Below are 16787 nucleotides of genomic sequence, written 5' to 3' on the forward strand. Positions count from 1 at the left end.
ACCGGGCTTAGGGTTGCCCTATCGACACAGGAGGGGCGTCTTGAACAGCCAGCAGCTCATCGCGGCGACCCGTCCCCTCTATGATCGCGCCGCCGCCACGGCCTCCATCGGCGCCTGGGAATGCAACCTCGCCAATGAATCGCTGAGCTGGACCGACGGCGTCTACGACCTCTTCGGCCTGAAGCGCGGCTCGGCCATCTACCGGAGCGCGACCCTGGACCTCTACGAGGACCAGTCGCGCCGCGACATGAACCGGCTGCGCAGCACTGCCATCCGCACCGGTCAGGGCTTCGCGCTGGACTGCCGGATCAAGGCAGCGACGGGCGAGAGGCGCTGGATGCGTCTTGTCGTCGGCGTGGGCCATCAGCATGGCCGACCGCTCCGCATCTTCGGCTCCAAGCAGGACGTCACCGCCGAAAAGGGGCTCTGGACCGAGCTTGCCGGCATGGCGCGCAGCGAACCGCTCACCGGCCATGCCCTGCCGCACAGCTTCGCCGACACGCTACGGCAGATCAGGCACGACCGGCGCTCCGGTCCCGACCGCTTCGCCCTCGCGATCTTCCAGATCGACCGTTTCCAGAACCTGGTCGAAGATTTCGGCAAGGCGGCGAGCGATACGCTCACGCGCGGCATCGCCGAGCGGCTGAAGCGGCTCTTCCCCGATGCGCTGGCGATCGATCCGGCGGGACCTGGCGCCTTCGCCCTGCTGCTGCAGATGCCGGGTGACCGGCACTATCTGGGCACCGTGCTCGACGGCACACGCCGCCTGCTCTGCCGCCCGGTCTCGCACGGCGCGCTCGTGCTCGATTTCAAGCTGTCGATCGGCGCCGCGCTGGTGATGGCGGACCGTTTTCGCCAACAGCAGGAAATCCTCGCCGAGGCGGAAGCCGCACTCCATGTCGCCGGCATGGCTGGTGGCGACTGCGTCCGCGTCTTCGACGGGCCGGTCACCGCGATCCGCTCCAGAGCCGCCTCGGCCTGATCCGGGCTTCGTCGCGGCTCAGTTGACGTCCGCCTCCGCCAACGCCCGGATGAACACGATCTGCCCGTCGATCGACCGACCCATCTCGCGCCAGCCATGGCGCCGATAGAAGCGCTCGGCCCGCGTGCCCGATCCCGTCGTCAGCCACGCCTGCGCATGCCCCGCCGCCCTCAATTCGGCGAGCGCCGCGTCCAGCAGCGCCCGGCCATGGCCGCGCCCCTCATGCGCGGGGTCGACGAACAGAGCCCAGACCAGACCGCTCTGATGGTTGGCACAGGTGAAGGCCACGATCTCGCCCGCCTCCTCCGCAACCAGGAAGATGGCGTGTTCGCGATACCAGTCGACTTCTTCGGGCGTCACCAGCGAGGGATCGCCGAGGACGTTCTCGCGCACGCCCATGCGGATGGCATGGATGCGCGCGTGGTCGGCAAGGGTCGCTTTCCGGATCACCGAGCCCCTGCCTCAGCGTTTGCGAACGAATTCGGTGCGCAGCACGAGGCCTTTGATAGCGTCGTGGCGGCAGTCGATCTCTTCAGGATTGTCGGTCAGCCGGATCGAGCGGATCACCGTGCCCTGCTTCAGGGTCTGGCCGGCACCTTTGACCTTCAGATCCTTGATCAGCACGACGGAATCGCCATCCGCCAGAACATTTCCGGCGGAATCACGCACTTCGACGTGCGCCGCGGCGGCAGCAGCCGCCGCCGCCTCGGAAGCAGGGCGCCACTCGCCCGTCGCCTCGTCATAGACGTAATTGTCGTTGTCGTCGGTCATGACCGCTCAGTCCGCCATAGGGATGCCGGACAGCCCGGCCCCGCTCGGTTATACGAGCCGGGCCGGAAATTCAACAAACTCCATCTGTAGAAATAAAGAGCCGCCGCCCTGGCCGCCCCTGCCCTACTCCGCCGCCTGAAGCCGATAGGCGGCGGTATCGTAGTTGAGGATCGGCGCGAGCCAGCGCTCGACCTCCTCGATGCTCATCCCCTTGCGCGCCGCATAATCCTCGGCCTGATCGCGCTCGACCTTGGCGACGCCGAAGTAATAGGCGTCGGGATGCGCGAGATAGAGCCCGGAGACCGAGGAGCCCGGCCACATCGCATAGCTCTCGGTCAGCTTCACGCCGACGCGCCGCTCCGCCTCCAGCAGCCGGAAGAGCGTCTCCTTCTCGGTGTGGTCGGGCTGGGCTGGATAGCCGGGCGCCGGGCGGATGCCGCGATACTCCTCGCGGATGAGATCCTCGTTGCTGAACGCCTCGTCCGGCGCATAGCCCCAGAACTCCTTGCGCACGAGTTGGTGCATGCGCTCGGCGAAGGCTTCCGCGAAGCGGTCGGCCAGCGCCTTGACCATGATCGAGCGGTAGTCGTCGTTGTCGCGCGCGAACTTCTCGGAGATGCGCTCCTCCTCCGCGCCGGCCGTGACAACGAAGCTACCGATATAGTCGGGCGCTCCGCCTTCCGGCGCAACGAAGTCGGAGAGGCACATGTTCGGCTTGCCGTCGCGCTTGGAAAGCTGCTGGCGCAGGCCGTGGAAGGTTGCGAGCGTCTCCTGCCGGCTCTCGCCGGTATAGAGGCGGATGTCGTCGCCGACGGCATTGGCCGGCCAGAAGCCGATCACCGCCTTCGGGTTGAACCAGCGCTCCTCGACGACGCGCTTCAGCATCGCCTGCGCATCTTCCCAGAGCGCGCGCGCCGCCTCGCCCTGCCTCTCGTCCTCCAGGATCGCCGGGAAGCGGCCCTTCAGCTCCCAGGTCTGGAAGAACGGCGTCCAGTCGATCACCGGCACGAGGTCGGCGATGTCGTAGGTCCGGAAGACGCGCGTGCCGAGGAAGCTCGGCTTCGGCGGCACGTAGCTGGCCCAATCCGGCTTGAAGGCGTTGGCGCGGGCCTTGGCCAGCGGCAGGCGCTGCTTGTCCGCCTCCGAGCGGCGATGCGCGTCGGCGACCTTGGCGTACTCGGCCTTGAGCCCATCGACATAGGCCGGCTTCTGGTCCTGCGAGAGCAGGTTCGAAACAACGCCGACCGCGCGCGAGGCGTCGGTGACATAGACCGTCTGGCCCTTCTCATAGGCCGGATGGATCTTCACCGCCGTATGCACGCGGCTCGTCGTCGCCCCGCCGATCAGCAGCGGGATGTCGAAGCCTTCGCGCTCCATCTCGGAGGCGACCGTCACCATCTCGTCGAGCGAGGGCGTGATCAGGCCGGAGAGGCCGATGATGTCGACCTTCTCCTTGCGCGCCGTCTCCAGGATCTTCTGCGTCGGCACCATCACGCCGAGGTCGATCACCTCGTAATTGTTGCACTGGAGCACGACGCCGACGATGTTCTTGCCGATGTCGTGGACATCGCCCTTCACCGTCGCCATCAGCACCTTGCCGGCAGCGGCGCGCTCGGAGCCGCCGTTGAGGCGCTTCTCCTCCTCCATGAAGGGCATGAGATAGGCGACAGCCTGCTTCATCACGCGGGCGGACTTCACCACCTGCGGCAGGAACATCTTGCCCGCGCCGAACAGGTCGCCGACCACGTTCATGCCGGCCATCAGCGGTCCCTCGATGACGTGCAGCGGCTTCTCCGCCTTCAGGCGGGCTTCTTCCGTATCGACATCGATGAATTCGGTGATGCCGGCGACCAGCGCATGCTCCAGCCGCTTCTCGACCGGGAGTTCGCGCCAGGCGAGATCCTTGCCTGACGCTGCCACAGAACCATCGCCCTTGAAGCGCGGCGCGGCCTCCAGCAGCCGTTCGGTCGAATCCTTGCGACGGTTGAGAACGACGTCTTCGCAGAGCTCCCGCAGCTCGGGATCGAGATCGTCGTAAGAGCCGAGCTGGCCGGCATTGACGATGCCCATGTCCATCCCCGCCTTGATGGCGTGGTAGAGGAACACGGAGTGCATGGCTTCACGCACCTTCTCGTTGCCTCGGAAGGAGAACGAGAGGTTCGACACGCCACCCGAGATATGGGCATGCGGCAGCGTCTCGCGGATCGCGCGGGTCGCGTCGATGAAGTCGTTGCCGTAGTTGTCGTGCTCCTCGATGCCCGTCGCCACCGCGAAGATATTCGGGTCGAAGATGATGTCTTCAGGCGGGAAGCCGGCCTTCTCGGTCAGCAGCTTATAGGCCCGCGTGCAGATCTCGATCTTGCGGGCATAGGTATCGGCCTGCCCGGTCTCGTCGAAGGCCATCACGACCACAGCCGCGCCGTACTGCCGGCAGATGCGGGCATGCTCGAGGAAGGCCTCTTCGCCTTCCTTCATCGAGATGGAGTTGACGATCGGCTTGCCCTGGATCGTCTTGAGACCCGCCTCGATCACCGGGAACTTCGAGGAGTCCACCATGATCGGCACGCGCGAGATGTCGGGCTCGGAGGCGATCAGGTTGAGGAACTCGGTCATCGCCTTCTCGGAATCGAGCAGGCCCTCGTCCATATTGATGTCGATGACCTGCGCGCCGTTGGCGACCTGGTCGCGCGCCACATCAAGCGCCGCAGCATAGTCGCCGGCGGTGATCAGCTTCCGGAACTTGGCGGAGCCGGTGACATTGGTGCGCTCGCCCACGTTGACGAAGGGGATGGTCTCGTCGAGCGTGAAGGGCTCCAACCCCGCAAGGCGCAGATAGGGCTTCGTCTCGGGAATCTGGCGCGGCGCCTTGCCGGCCACCGCCTGCGCGATCGCTTCGATATGCCCCGGCGTGGTGCCGCAGCAGCCGCCGACGACATTGACGAAGCCGGCATCGGCGAACTCCGCCAGCATCTTGGCGGTCGCCTCGGGCCGTTCGTCATAGAGGCCGAATTCGTTGGGCAGGCCGGCATTCGGATAGGCGCAGATCAGCGTGTCGGCGACACGGGACATATCCTTGATATGCGCCCGCATCTCGCGCGCGCCGAGCGCGCAGTTGAGGCCGACGGTCAGCGGCGCGGCGTGGCGCACGGCATTCCAGAAGGCCTCGACCGTCTGGCCGGAGAGCGTGCGGCCCGAAAGGTCGGTGATCGTGCCGGAGATCATCACCGGTAGGCGGATGCCCTTGGCGCGGAACACCTCCTCGATCGCGACGATCGCGGCCTTGGCGTTGAGCGTGTCGAAGATCGTCTCGATGAGCAGCAGCTCGGAACCGCCATCGATCAGCCCCCTCACCTGCTCGGCATAGGATTCGCGGACCTGATCGAAGGTGACGGCGCGGAAGCCGGGGTTGTTGACGTCAGGCGAGATCGAGAGCGTGCGGTTGGTCGGGCCGATGGCACCCGCGACATAGCGGCGGCGCCCGTCTTCTTTCTGCGCGATCAGCGCGGCCTCGCGGGCAATGCGCGAGCACTCGACGTTCAGCTCATGGACATACGCCTCCATGCCGTAATCGGCCTGGGCAATCGAAGTGCCGGAGAAGGTGTTGGTCTCGACGATATCGGCGCCCGCCCGGAAATAGGCGAGGTGGATGTCGCGCAACGCATCGGGCTGCGTCAGCGCGATGATGTCGTTGTTGCCCTTGAGGTCGTGGTTGAAGCCCTTGAAGCGCTCGCCGCGGAAATCCGCTTCCGAGAGCTTGAGGTCCTGGATCTGCGTGCCCATCGCGCCGTCGAGCACGAGGATGCGCTCGCGCGCGGCCTGGCGGAGCGAGCGCTCGATCTCGGCGCCATCGACGGGAGCGGGAATGAAGTCGGACATCAGGCTCACTCCGCCGCCACCGCCTGCGCCGCCGGATTCTCGGGCTTCAGGCCGACGAGATGGCAGATGGCGTAGACGAGGTCGGCCTTGTTCATCGTGTAGAAATGCAGGTCGGAGACGCCGCGGTCGATCAGGTCGAGCACCTGCTCCGCGCAAACGGCGGCCGCCACCAGACGCCGCGTCGCCGGATCATCCTCCAGCCCTTCGAAGCGGTCTGCCAGCCATTGCGGCACGCTGGCGCCGGTCTTGCGCGCGAAATTCGCGGTCTGCTTGAAGTTCTGGACGGGAACGATGCCCGGCAGGATCGGGATCTCGATGCCGGCAGCGCGGACCTTGTCGAGATAACGGAAATAGACGTCGTTATCGAAGAAGAACTGGGTGATCGCCCGCGTCGCGCCGGCATCGACCTTCTTCTTCAGCGCATCGATATCGGCATCGAGCGAGGCGGCTTCCGGATGCTTCTCCGGATAGGCCGAGACCGTCACCTCGAAATCGCCGATACGCTTCAGGCCCGCGACGAGGTCCGAAGTCTGGTGATAGCCGTCCGGGTGCGGCTCATAGGTGGTGCCGAGGCCGCCGGCCGGATCCCCGCGCAGTGCCACGACATGGCGCACGCCGGCATCCCAATAGGAGCGGATGACCTCGTCGATCTCGGCCTTCGAGGCCGAAACGCAGGTGAGATGCGCGGCCGGCTTCAGCGCCGTCTCCTCGACCATGCGCTTGACCGTGGCATGGGTGCGCTCACGGGTCGAGCCGCCAGCGCCATAGGTCACCGAGACGAAGTTAGGGCCGAGCGGCTCGAGCCGGCGCACGCTCTCCCACAGCGCGACCTCCATCTCCGCCGTCTTCGGCGGGAAGAACTCGAAGGAGACGCGGGGACGGCGCGAACCGTGCCGGCTAGGGCGAAAGGCATTCATCACGCAACCTCGAGATTGATCATGCGGGCTGGCGGATCGGACTGCACGCGCCGGTCGCGCCCGCGCCAGAGCATGACCGGCAACTGCCCGGAGCCGCCATCGGCCAGGGTGACTTCGCGGGAAAGATCGCAGGCGAGACCGGCCTCCGCGAACCAGCCGGCGATCTGCTGTCGCGAGAAGCCGAGCCGGCGATGCGCATGCTCGGTCCGCAGGAATTCCATGTCGTGCGGGGCGAAATCGACGACGATCAACCGTCCGCCCGGCGCCAGCATGGCCGCGGCCTCGCGCACGGCCCGGCCGGGATCGTCGAGGAAGTGCAGCACCTGATGGACGACGACGAGGTCGAAGGAATTGCGCGCGAACGGCAGCGCATAGATATCGCCCTGCCTGAGTTCGACGCGCGACAGCCCCGCCCGCTCCAGATTGGCACGCGCAACCGCGAGCATCGCGTGGTTGGCATCGACGCCGACAGCGCGGCCGAATTTCGGCGCGATCCGCTCCAGCATCCGGCCGGTGCCGGTGCCGAGATCGAGCATCGCGCCCGGCGTCCCCTCGCCGACGGCCTCTTCGACCGCCGCCTCGACGACGTGGTCGGGCACATGCAGGCCGCGCAAACGGTCCCAGTCGCGCGCGACGCTGGCGAAATAGCTCTGCGCTGCCTCGGCGCGGTTCGCCCGGACGGAAGCCAACCTCTCGCGATCGGCCGCGAGCACAGGATCGGCACGATCGAGCCAGGCGGCGAGCGAAGCGGCGAAAGCCCCGCCCGGCCCGGTCTCATCGAGCCGGAAGAAGGCCCAGGCCCCCTCGCGGGACCGTCGGACGAGCCCGGCCTCGGCCAGGAGCTTGAGATGGCGCGAGATGCGCGGCTGCGACTGGCCGAGAATGTCGGTCAGATCGGAAACGGAAAGCTCGCCCTCGGACAGGAGCGCAAGGATGCGCAGGCGCGTCTCCTCGCCTGCGGCCCTGAGACCGGCGAGAAGCACATCGGAAGACAATGCCGTCGGCTGCCGCACGCAAACGCCCCCCTCGCCCGAAAAAAGATATAAAGATATCTTTATATCGAGAGCATCGTTCGTGCAAGCGGATTGTCGTGCGGAAAACAGGACGCCCCACGGAACGAGCCGCAGGGGCAATGCTTCACGTCTCCCCTGGCGGGAGAAGGCGGCAGCGGGCGGCGCTAACGGATGAGGGGTCGCGCCCGTTCCGAGCCTGGTCGCTATTTCCTCCCACCACGCTATCCCGGACAAGCTGCAAAGCGGCGCCGACCCGGTACCCATGCCTATCCTGCGCGCGCCCTATCCGACGCAGGGGCTTCGCGAGGCATCGTAGGCCGGAGGGGATTGCGGGTTTCGTGTCCCGGGCCGTTGCGGATCCGCTCGATCGCCGCGCGTCCGATAAGACGCGATAACGGTGATCGATCTATTCACGATCGCACCGGAAACCTCCGATGCGATGAGCGCGTAGGTGGCGAGTTCGCGCTGGCCGAGCAGGCAACTCCCCGCGCTCGCCGGGCGTCCAAGCGGGCGCCCCCCAGATGCCCGTGCGCGCAGCCGGGCAGCGCGAGGTCATCGCTGTGCGACATTCGACATCGACACGAATCGGCGCGCAGCCGTCCACTGCGAACGCCACAAGGCATCCGCGCATCCCTCGGATGCTCAAGCCCGACCCCCCGCAGGCTGGGCCTGGGCGGAGCTTTCGGCGCGCCTATCCTGAAAAGTAAGCAAAACCACGACCCCGGAAATACGGCGCGTCAACGTCGCTCCGGACTTTCGATGTCAGCGAGCGCCTGCCGCGGCCTTGGCCGCGCGCGGCAGGCGGTTCTTCCTTGCAGCAGGAAACGTTCAGAGCAGTTTCAGATCGCCCGCTGCGGTCTTGCCGCGTTCGGTCTTCAGCTCGAAAGAAACCTTCTGCCCTTCCGTCAGCGTCATCATACCGGCTTCCTTGACGGCAGTAATATGGACGAACACGTCCTTGCCGCCTTCCTCCGGCTGAATGAAGCCGTACCCCTTTTCAGTATTGAACCATTTTACGGTTCCGGTCGCCATCGCCACATCCCTCGAAGCCGCGCCCACCGGCCCGCACGCCATGGCGTGCAAGCCGGCAACGGAAGGATTCACCGAAAACCGAAACTTGTCGAGATTAAACACGATGCAGACGAATCAAATATTCGATCAAGACCTTAACACGACGACTTGTGTCATTGCTGCCGCGCGGGACGATCCGCCGAGGTAAATTTCCACTTCGCCGGGGTCGACGACATAACGTCCCTGTTCGTCATGGGCCCCGAGGCTTGAGGCCTCCAGCTTGAATCGCACAGTTTTCGTCTCTCCGGCAGCAATCATGACCTTCCTGAAGCCTTTCAGCTCACGTAGCGGACGCGACAGGCTCGCGACGGGCTGGCGGATATAGAGCTGCACCACTTCCTGCCCGTCGCGCGCACCCGTATTGGTGACGTCGACCGCCACCTCGACCACGCCGCCGAGCCGCACCGACGAGGCCGAAACGCGCGGATTGGCATAGCTGAAGCGGCTGTAGGAGAGCCCGTATCCGAAGGGGTAGAGCGGCTCGTTGCGCTCGTCCATGAAGATGGACGCGTAACGCTCGCCCGGCTTTTCCGGCCGGCCGGAGGGAAGCTGGCCGTAATAGACCGGAATCTGGCCGACCGAGCGCGGGAAGCTCATCGGCACGCGCCCCGACGGATTGTAGCGCCCGGTCAGGATGTCCGCGATCGCGGTCCGCCCCTCCGTACCACCGTGGAAGGTCTGCAGGATCGCGGCGACATGGTCGTTCGCCCAGGTCAGGATGAGCGGCCGGGCCGTCGCCAGCACCAGAACCACCGGCTTGCCGGTCTTGACCAGAGCCTCGAGCAGTTCCTGCTGCACGCCCGGCAGGTCCAGCTTGGTGCGCGAGGCCGCCTCGCCGATGAACTCGCAATCCTCGCCGAGCATCGCGACGACGAGATCGCTCTCGGCAGCGGCGCGGATCGCGGCCTCCTTGTCGGCGAATTCCGTGCCGCAGTTCCTGGTGAAGGCGGGCTGGTAGGCAACCGAGACCTCCCTCGGCAGCCGCTCGCGCAGCGCGTCCGGCAGGGGGGCGACGACGCGCCGGCCGAGCCCCGCCGGATCGGTCCAGACCCGCTCGTCTTCCGGCACCGCCATGGCGCCGATCACGGCGACCGACTTCACCGTCTCGCGGATCGGCAGCGTCTCATCGGCATTCTTGAGCAGGATCGCACCCTCGCGCGCCGCCTGCAGCGCAACCTCGCGGGCGGCCTGCGTCTGCATCAGGCTCTGCGCGGCGGCGGGATCGACATCGGGTCTCTCGAACAGGCCGAGATGGAACTTGACGCGCAGCACCCGCCGCACCGCCTCGTTCACCGCCTTCACCGGCACGCGGCCGGCGCGTACCTCGCCGGCGAGGTGCTTGTGATAGACGTCGCCCATCATGTCCATGTCGATGCCGGCGAGCAGAGCCTTGCGCGCAGCTTCGGCATCGTCGCGGGCGATGCCATGCAGCCTGAGCTCGGTAATCGAGCCGAAATCGGAGGTGACGAAGCCGCGGAAGCCCCAGCGGCCGCGCAGGAGATCGGTCAGCATGCCCTTATGCGCCGTCGTCGGCACGCCGTTCAGCGCCGTGAAAGCCGCCATCGCCGTCATCGCACCGGCCTCGAAGGCGGCCTTGAACGGTGGCAGATGCAGGTCGAAGAGCTGGCTCGTCGGGATCCAGGTCGCGTTGTAGTCGCGCCCCGCCTCAACGGCGCCATAGCCGACGAAGTGCTTCGGCGTCGTCGCCACCCCGCCACGCTGGTAGCCGCGTGTGCGTGCCGCCGCGACGACGGCACCGAGATAGGCGTCCTCGCCCGCCCCCTCCAGCGCACGGCCCCAGCGTGGATCGCGCGAGATGTCGACCATCGGCGCGAAGGTCCAGTTGATGCCGGCGGCCGAGGCTTCCCGCCCCGTCCAATAAGCGGCCTGCTCGATCAATTCCGGGTTCCAGCTCGAAGCCTGCCCGAGCGGCAGCGGAAAGTAGGTGGAGAAGCCATGGACCGCATCGAGCCCGATGATCAGCGGGATCTTCAGCCGGCTCTCGCGCACGGCCTTCTGCACCGCCAGAACCTCGGCCGGCACGACAAAGTTCATCACCGCGCCCATCTCGCCGCTGCGGACCTGATTGACGTCGAAACCTTCGCCGCGCCCCKAGAGGTGGAGCTGGCCGACCTTTTCCTCCAGCGTCATCCTCCCGATCAGCGCATCGACCTTGCGCTCGATCTCGCGCGCCTCGCGTCCGGTTTTCCAGGCGACGGGCTGCTGGGCGAATGCGATGCCGCTCGGGATCAGCAGCAGGAGGGCCGCGACGAGCCGCAAAAGCATCAAGAACATCTCTCCGAGGAACGCGGGAAGTAGGAGAAGTCTGTGCCCCACGGAATGGTTCCCCGGCCTCCTGGCTCGACCATTGCATAGCCTCTGGCGCTCGCAGCCTCCAGCCGATACAGGGCTCGCCATGTCCCAGACCGCCATCGCCACCATGCCGCAGCAGCACCGTCTCTACGAGGATCTGCTCGCCCTTCCGCTGGGCACGCTGATGATCAGCATCGGCATCGTCCTCTTTGCCAAGGCGACCCTGCTGACCGGCGGAGCGGCGGGGCTCGCCCTGCTGCTGCAATTCGCCACCGGCGCCGATTTCAGCCCGCTGTTCTTCGTCATCAACCTGCCGTTCTACTGGCTCGCCTTCCGGCGGATGGGCTTCGCCTTCACGCTGCGCACCGTCGCGGCCGTCGCGCTGATCTCGCTCTTCGTCTGGGCGACGCCGGGCTGGTTCCGGATCGAGGCGGTAGCGCCGCTCTATGCCGCCATCGCCGGCGGTGTCGCGATGGGGCTCGGCCTGCTGGCGCTCGCGCGCCACCGCACCGCCATCGGCGGGGTCAACATCCTCGCGCTCTACCTGCAGGAGCGCCACGGTCTGCGCGCCGGCTGGGTCCAGCTCGGCATCGACGCAGCGATTTTCGCCGCCGCCCTTTTCGTGCTTCCGCTGGACAAGGTCGCCCTGTCCCTGGTCGGCACGCTCGTCCTCAACGCCATCCTGGCGATGAACCATAAGCCGGGCCGCTACATGGCGATATCCTGACGGAAGGGCGCCCTGTCGTTCGGGAGGTTGCGCCCCATCGTCCGTCATGCGACTCAGCCGAGGAAACTGACAGGAAGCGAACGGCGAGACGAGAACATGGCCCAGCCCCTGACCATCGAAGACCTGCGCCTTCTGGCCAAGCGCCGCGTGCCGCGTATGTTCTACGATTACGCCGATTCCGGTGCCTGGACCGAGAGCACCTATCGCTCGAACGAGACCGACTTCGCCAAGATCAAGCTGCGCCAGCGCGTCGCCGTCGACATGACCAACCGCTCGCTGGCTTCCGAGATGATCGGCCAGCCGGTGGCGATGCCGGTCGCACTCGCCCCCACCGGCCTTACCGGCATGCAGCACGCCGATGGCGAGATCCTCGCGGCCCGCGCTGCCGCGAAGGCAGGCGTGCCCTTCACGCTCTCGACCATGAGCATCTGCTCGATCGAGGACGTGGCGAACCACACCCAGGCGCCGTTCTGGTTCCAGCTCTATGTGATGAAGGACCGCGACTTCATCTCCCGCCTGATCCAGCGCGCCAAGGCTGCCGGCTGTTCCGCGCTGGTGCTGACGCTCGACCTGCAGATCCTCGGCCAGCGCCACAAGGACATCCGCAACGGCCTCTCCGCCCCGCCGAAGCCGACCATCGCCAACCTGATCAACCTCGCCTTCAAGCCGCTTTGGTGCCTGAAGATGCTGGACACGCCGCGGCGGCAGTTCGGCAACATCGTCGGCCACGTCACCGGCGTCGCCGACATGTCCTCGCTTTCCTCCTGGACCGCCAGCCAGTTCGATCCGCAGCTCAACTGGGACGACGTCCAGTGGATCAAGGACCAATGGGGCGGCAAGCTGATCCTCAAGGGCATCCTCGATCCCGAGGACGCCGAGATGGCGGCCAAGAGCGGCGCCGACGCGCTGATCGTCTCGAACCATGGCGGACGGCAGCTCGACGGCGCGCTGTCCTCGATCGAGGCCCTGCCCGGCATCGTCGAGCAGGTCGGCAACCGCATCGAGGTGCTCTTCGACGGCGGCATCCGCTCGGGCCAGGACGTGCTTAAGGCGATCGCGCTCGGCGCCAAGGGCACCTTCATCGGCCGCGCCTTCCTCTACGGCCTCGGTGCCATGGGCGAGCAGGGCGTCACCGCCGCGCTCGACATCATCCGCAAGGAGCTCGACATCACCATGGCGCTCTGCGGCAAGCGGGACATCAGGGATGTCGACGCAAGCATCCTCGTCGGCGGCAAGCCGAGAGCCTGATCCACCCGCGGGGAGACCTATCCTGAGACCACTGGCCTACTATCCGGAGCAGGCCGCGCCGGCGGACCCGCCCCTGACGGCGCGCGTGAGCCTTTCGCAGCGACTGTTCGCCGGCCCGTCCTTCGCAGACCGTCTGGCGGCCGCCGGCAACCGGCCGGCCGGGTTCGACTATCTGCGCCTCCTGCTCTCGACGCTCGTCATCGTCACCCATGCGGTGGGTGTGGCCTACGGCGTCGGCGAGACGCTTCGGATTTTCGGCGGAGCGCTGCGCCCGGCGGTGGCCGTGATCCTGCCGATGTTCTTCGCATTGAGCGGCTTTCTCGTCGCCGGCAGCCTCGAACGCTGCCGGTCTCTGATCTCGTTCCTCGGGCTGCGGCTGCTCCGGCTTGTTCCAGCCCTCGCCGTGGAGACCTTTGCCGCCGCCATCGTCATCGGCGCGATCTTCACGACGCTGCCGCTGAAGGAGTATTTCGCCAGCCCGCTCTTCCGGCAGTATTTCCTGAACATCCTCGGCGTCGTCCAATTTTTGCTGCCGGGAGTGTTTCTGGACAATCCCTGGGCGGGGCTGGTCAACGGCCAGCTATGGACCCTACCTTGGGAACTGTATTGTTACCTGAGCATTGCCGGCATCACGGGGCTGGGACTATTGCGCCGGAGCGATCGCGCCCTAGCCACGATCCTCGTCGTCCACGCCGTCATTTTCGTCATCTACGTCCTGATCAGGCGTCATCAGCCGGGCGTTACCGTCTCGGGGCCCGTGCTGATCCTCTGTTTTCTTTATGGGATCGGCTTCTATCTGTTCCGGAAGCGGATCGTGTGGAGCAAGGCGCTGTTCGCGCTGTCCCTCGCAGCAACGCTGCTGGGGCTGAGCCTCTCCGGCGGCGACTATCTGATCGCCCTCCCTTGCGCCTATCTCACCGCCTTCATCGGGCTCACCAGGCCGCGCCGCGTCTGGCTGGTCTCGTCGGGCGACTATTCCTACGGCCTGTTCCTCTACGGCTTCCCGATCCAGCAGGCAGTGGTCGCCACCTTCGGCGCGGGAGGCCAGTCCTGGTGGGCCAATGCCGCCATCTCCTGGTGCCTGGCCTTCATCCTCGCCTTCCTCTCCTGGCACTTCGTCGAAAAGAACGCGATGAAGCTGCGCCCCCGCCTCCTCGCCACCGAAACAAGCCTGCTCGCGCGCCTGCCGGGGCCCATTGTCTTCGCCGGATGGTTCCGCTCACGCCGCATCATTGCGGCTCTTGCCATAGGGCTCATCGCCGCCGCGGCAGCCGGCACCTATCTCGCGTTGCGCAAACCGGCCGAGAACTTCCCGCTTCTGGCGAGGCTCGCCGTCATCAACGCCCAGATCGGCGAAGCCGACCCCGACTATGTCTTCATCGCGGGCGACTCCAACGCCGAGATGATCAATTCGACCCATCGCCTCTGCGGCCGCAACGTCGTCAACGCCGGCATCAGCGGCGCCAAGATGACGGATATGAACGGCCATTGGGCGAAGTTCGCCTTTACGAAGAAGCCCAGCACCATCGTCATCCTGGTCGGCACGAACGACCTGCATCGCAAGCGCAATCCCACCCAGCCGAAATACCTCGACGCATTCGAACGCAACACCGACCGGCTCATCGCCAGCGCGGCCGCTCTGTCCGCGAAGGTCTTCGTCGCCGCCGTTCCCCCGGCCGAGCCCTCGATGATCAAATATTATGAGCCAGCGGCGGTCGTCGCCCTGTCGGAGCGGCTGAAGCGGGCCTGCAGCCGCAACGCCTGCACGTTCATCGACCCCTTTGCCGGAACCCGCGACGGAGTCGACGGCCTCGCCAAGCCGGACAGCACCCATGACGGCATTCATGTGCGGTCGTACCGGGAGGCCATGGCGTCGGTCGAAGCCGAAATCTGCAGCTGATCGTCCGCTTTCCGAAGCGGGCCCAAAAGCCTCCGGTGGCCCCTCCGGCGCCCTCCCCAAAAGCAAAGCCCGCCGGCGACTGGAGGCGCATCGGCGGGCTCGACGGAAGGCAGCAGCAGGATGAGAGCGCCGCATCGCGCGGCGCCCTCGCGAAACCTCAGCGCGTGAACTTCTTGTACTGGATGCGCTTGGGAATGGTGGAGTCGATGCCGAGGCGACGCTTCTTGTCCTCCTCGTATTCGGCGAAGTTGCCCTCGAACCACTCGACATGGCTGTCGCCCTCGAAGGCGAGGATATGGGTCGCGATACGGTCTAGGAACCAGCGATCGTGGCTGATGATCACGGCGCAGCCGGCATAGTCCTCAAGCGCCTCTTCCAGAGCCCGCAGCGTGTCGACGTCGAGGTCGTTGGTCGGCTCGTCGAGGAGCAGGACGTTGGCGCCGCTCTTCAGCATCTTGGCGAGGTGGACGCGGTTGCGCTCGCCGCCCGAGAGCGAGCCGACCTTCTTCTGCTGGTCGCCGCCCTTGAAGTTGAAGGCCGAGCAATAGGCCCGCGAATTGATCTCTTTCTTGCCGAGATAGATGATGTCGTTGCCGCCCGAGATCTCTTCCCAGACGTTCTTCTTGTCGTCGAGCGAGTCGCGGCTCTGGTCGACATAGCCGAGCTGGACGCTCTCGCCGATCTTGATCGTGCCGGCATCGGGCTTCTCGACACCGGTGATCATCTTGAACAGCGTGGTCTTGCCGGCGCCGTTGGGGCCGATCACGCCGACGATGCCGCCCGGCGGCAGCTTGAAGGAGAGCCCGTCGATCAGGAGCTTGTCCTGGAAGCCCTTCGACAGGTCCTCGAAATCGACGACGTTGTTGCCGAGCCGCTCGGCGATCGGAATGATGATCTGTGCGGTGTCCGGCCCCTTATTGTTGGCCTTCTGGACGAGCTCGTCATAGCGCTGGATGCGGGCCTTGCTCTTGGCCTGGCGGGCCTTCGGCGAAGCGGCCATCCACTCGGCCTCGCGCTCCAGCGTCTTCTGACGCGACACGTCCTCGCGGCCTTCCTGAGCCAGGCGCTTCTGCTTCTGCACCGACCAGGCCGAGTAGTTGCCCTCATAGGGTATGCCCTGGCCGCGATCGAGCTCGAGGATCCAGCTCGTGACGTTGTCGAGGAAGTAGCGATCGTGGGTGACGATCAGGATCGCGCCCGGGTAGGTCCGCAGATGACCTTCGAGCCAGGCGGTGGTCTCGGCGTCGAGATGGTTGGTCGGCTCGTCGAGCAGCAGCAGCTCCGGCTGCTCCAGCAGCAGCTTGCACATGGCGACGCGGCGGCGCTCGCCGCCCGAGAGCTTGTCGACGGCCCAGTCGTCCGGCGGGCAGCGCAGCGCGTCCATCGCCTGGTCGACCTTGGAGTCGAGATCCCACAGCCCCTTCGCCTCGATCTCGTCCTGGAGATTGGTCATCTCGTCGGCGGTCTCGTCCGAATAGTTCATGGCGAGCTCGTTGTAGCGGTCGAGGATCGCCTTCTGCGGCGCGACGCCGAGCATGACGTTCTCGCGCACGGTCAGGGTCTCGTCGAGCTTCGGCTCCTGCGGCAGATAGCCGACGCGCGCGCCCTCCGCGACCCAGGCCTCGCCGGTCCACTCCTTGTCGAACCCGGCCATGATCTTGAGCAGGGTCGACTTGCCCGCGCCGTTGACGCCGAGCACGCCGATCTTGGCGTCCGGATAGAACGAGAGATGGATGTCCTTCAAAACCTGCTTGCCGCCCGGATAGGTCTTGGACAGGCCGCGCATATGGTAGATGAACTGGCGGGACATGAGGCGAGCGGGCTCCGCTTTCAGGCGCTTGGCGACGAGATGTCGGGAAATCTGGCCGCTATGTAGCGAGCGGCAGCCCGCGCCGCAACCGCATCGGGCGGATTGCGGCCGCCGCGCGCCTCCTGAACAATGCGGACCGACCGCGGCAAAGACCTGATC

The 16787-nt window shown here is 66.2% G+C and carries 12 protein-coding genes; 4 read left to right on the forward strand and 8 right to left on the reverse strand.

Annotation, left to right across the window (positions count from 1 at the left end; genetic code table 11):
- The first annotated feature begins 40 nt into the window (after positions 1 to 40).
- A complete protein-coding gene (locus AC1DIN_RS02120; RefSeq protein WP_476808502.1) occupies positions 41 to 982 on the forward strand; it encodes a sensor domain-containing diguanylate cyclase in 942 nt (313 codons plus the stop codon).
- A gap of 18 nt (positions 983 to 1000) precedes the next feature.
- Here the strand turns inward: AC1DIN_RS02120 and AC1DIN_RS02125 are convergent, their stop codons facing one another.
- The 7 genes from AC1DIN_RS02125 to AC1DIN_RS02155 form a co-directional block, all read right to left on the reverse strand.
- Positions 1001 to 1432 (reverse strand): GNAT family N-acetyltransferase, encoded by a 432-nt coding sequence (locus AC1DIN_RS02125; protein WP_441469716.1) that lies wholly within the window; start codon positions 1430 to 1432, stop codon positions 1001 to 1003.
- Between the two features lie 12 nt (positions 1433 to 1444).
- On the reverse strand, positions 1445 to 1753 hold the full coding sequence (locus AC1DIN_RS02130) for an alkylphosphonate utilization protein (protein WP_441469717.1): 309 nt from the start codon (positions 1751 to 1753) through the stop codon (positions 1445 to 1447).
- A 123-nt stretch (positions 1754 to 1876) separates the two neighbouring features.
- On the reverse strand, positions 1877 to 5629 hold the full coding sequence (metH, locus tag AC1DIN_RS02135; protein ID WP_476808503.1) for a methionine synthase: 3753 nt from the start codon (positions 5627 to 5629) through the stop codon (positions 1877 to 1879).
- A 5-nt stretch (positions 5630 to 5634) separates the two neighbouring features.
- Positions 5635 to 6546: a methylenetetrahydrofolate reductase [NAD(P)H] gene (gene metF / locus AC1DIN_RS02140; RefSeq protein WP_476808504.1), complete on the reverse strand. Its 912-nt coding sequence runs from the start codon at positions 6544 to 6546 to the stop codon at positions 5635 to 5637.
- Positions 6546 to 7559, reverse strand: coding sequence for an ArsR/SmtB family transcription factor (locus AC1DIN_RS02145; protein WP_476766268.1), 1014 nt, complete (start codon positions 7557 to 7559; stop codon positions 6546 to 6548). Before AC1DIN_RS02145 ends, metF begins: the two co-directional genes overlap by 1 nt.
- A gap of 828 nt (positions 7560 to 8387) precedes the next feature.
- Complete coding sequence (locus AC1DIN_RS02150; RefSeq protein ID WP_441470030.1) at positions 8388 to 8591, reverse strand: cold-shock protein; 204 nt, start codon at positions 8589 to 8591, stop codon at positions 8388 to 8390.
- A 126-nt stretch (positions 8592 to 8717) separates the two neighbouring features.
- Positions 8718 to 10916 (reverse strand): glycoside hydrolase family 3 N-terminal domain-containing protein, encoded by a 2199-nt coding sequence (locus AC1DIN_RS02155; RefSeq protein ID WP_476808505.1) that lies wholly within the window; start codon positions 10914 to 10916, stop codon positions 8718 to 8720.
- A gap of 130 nt (positions 10917 to 11046) precedes the next feature.
- Here AC1DIN_RS02155 and AC1DIN_RS02160 point away from each other — a divergent pair, with 130 nt between their 5' ends.
- From AC1DIN_RS02160 to AC1DIN_RS02170, 3 genes are all read left to right on the forward strand, one after another.
- Positions 11047 to 11670: a YitT family protein gene (locus AC1DIN_RS02160; RefSeq protein WP_476808506.1), complete on the forward strand. Its 624-nt coding sequence runs from the start codon at positions 11047 to 11049 to the stop codon at positions 11668 to 11670.
- 96 nt (positions 11671 to 11766) lie between these two features.
- Positions 11767 to 12918 carry an alpha-hydroxy acid oxidase gene (locus AC1DIN_RS02165; RefSeq protein ID WP_441469722.1) on the forward strand — a complete coding sequence of 384 codons (1152 nt, stop codon included), beginning with the start codon at positions 11767 to 11769 and terminating at the stop codon, positions 12916 to 12918.
- Positions 12919 to 13003: 85 nt separating this feature from the next.
- Positions 13004 to 14818, forward strand: a complete 1815-nt coding sequence (locus tag AC1DIN_RS02170) for an SGNH/GDSL hydrolase family protein (RefSeq protein WP_476808507.1) — start codon at positions 13004 to 13006, stop codon at positions 14816 to 14818.
- Between the two features lie 157 nt (positions 14819 to 14975).
- Here AC1DIN_RS02170 and ettA read toward each other — a convergent pair whose 3' ends face one another.
- Entirely contained in the window at positions 14976 to 16628 is a 1653-nt protein-coding gene (ettA, locus tag AC1DIN_RS02175; protein WP_476808508.1) for an energy-dependent translational throttle protein EttA, read from the reverse strand.
- Between the last annotated feature and the right edge of the window lie 159 nt (positions 16629 to 16787).

The organism is Allobosea sp. 05T438 (genome assembly GCF_056396025.1).

Coding starts and splice junctions, on each gene's coding strand:
- ettA (WP_476808508.1), bottom strand. CDS start 16,628: ATGTCCCGCCAGTTCATCTACCATATGCGCGGCCTGTCCAAGACCTAT.
- AC1DIN_RS02130 (WP_441469717.1), bottom strand. CDS start 1,753: ATGACCGACGACAACGACAATTACGTCTATGACGAGGCGACGGGCGAG.
- AC1DIN_RS02150 (WP_441470030.1), bottom strand. CDS start 8,591: ATGGCGACCGGAACCGTAAAATGGTTCAATACTGAAAAGGGGTACGGC.
- metH (WP_476808503.1), bottom strand. CDS start 5,629: ATGTCCGACTTCATTCCCGCTCCCGTCGATGGCGCCGAGATCGAGCGC.
- AC1DIN_RS02165 (WP_441469722.1), top strand. CDS start 11,767: ATGGCCCAGCCCCTGACCATCGAAGACCTGCGCCTTCTGGCCAAGCGC.
- metF (WP_476808504.1), bottom strand. CDS start 6,546: ATGAATGCCTTTCGCCCTAGCCGGCACGGTTCGCGCCGTCCCCGCGTC.
- AC1DIN_RS02160 (WP_476808506.1), top strand. CDS start 11,047: ATGTCCCAGACCGCCATCGCCACCATGCCGCAGCAGCACCGTCTCTAC.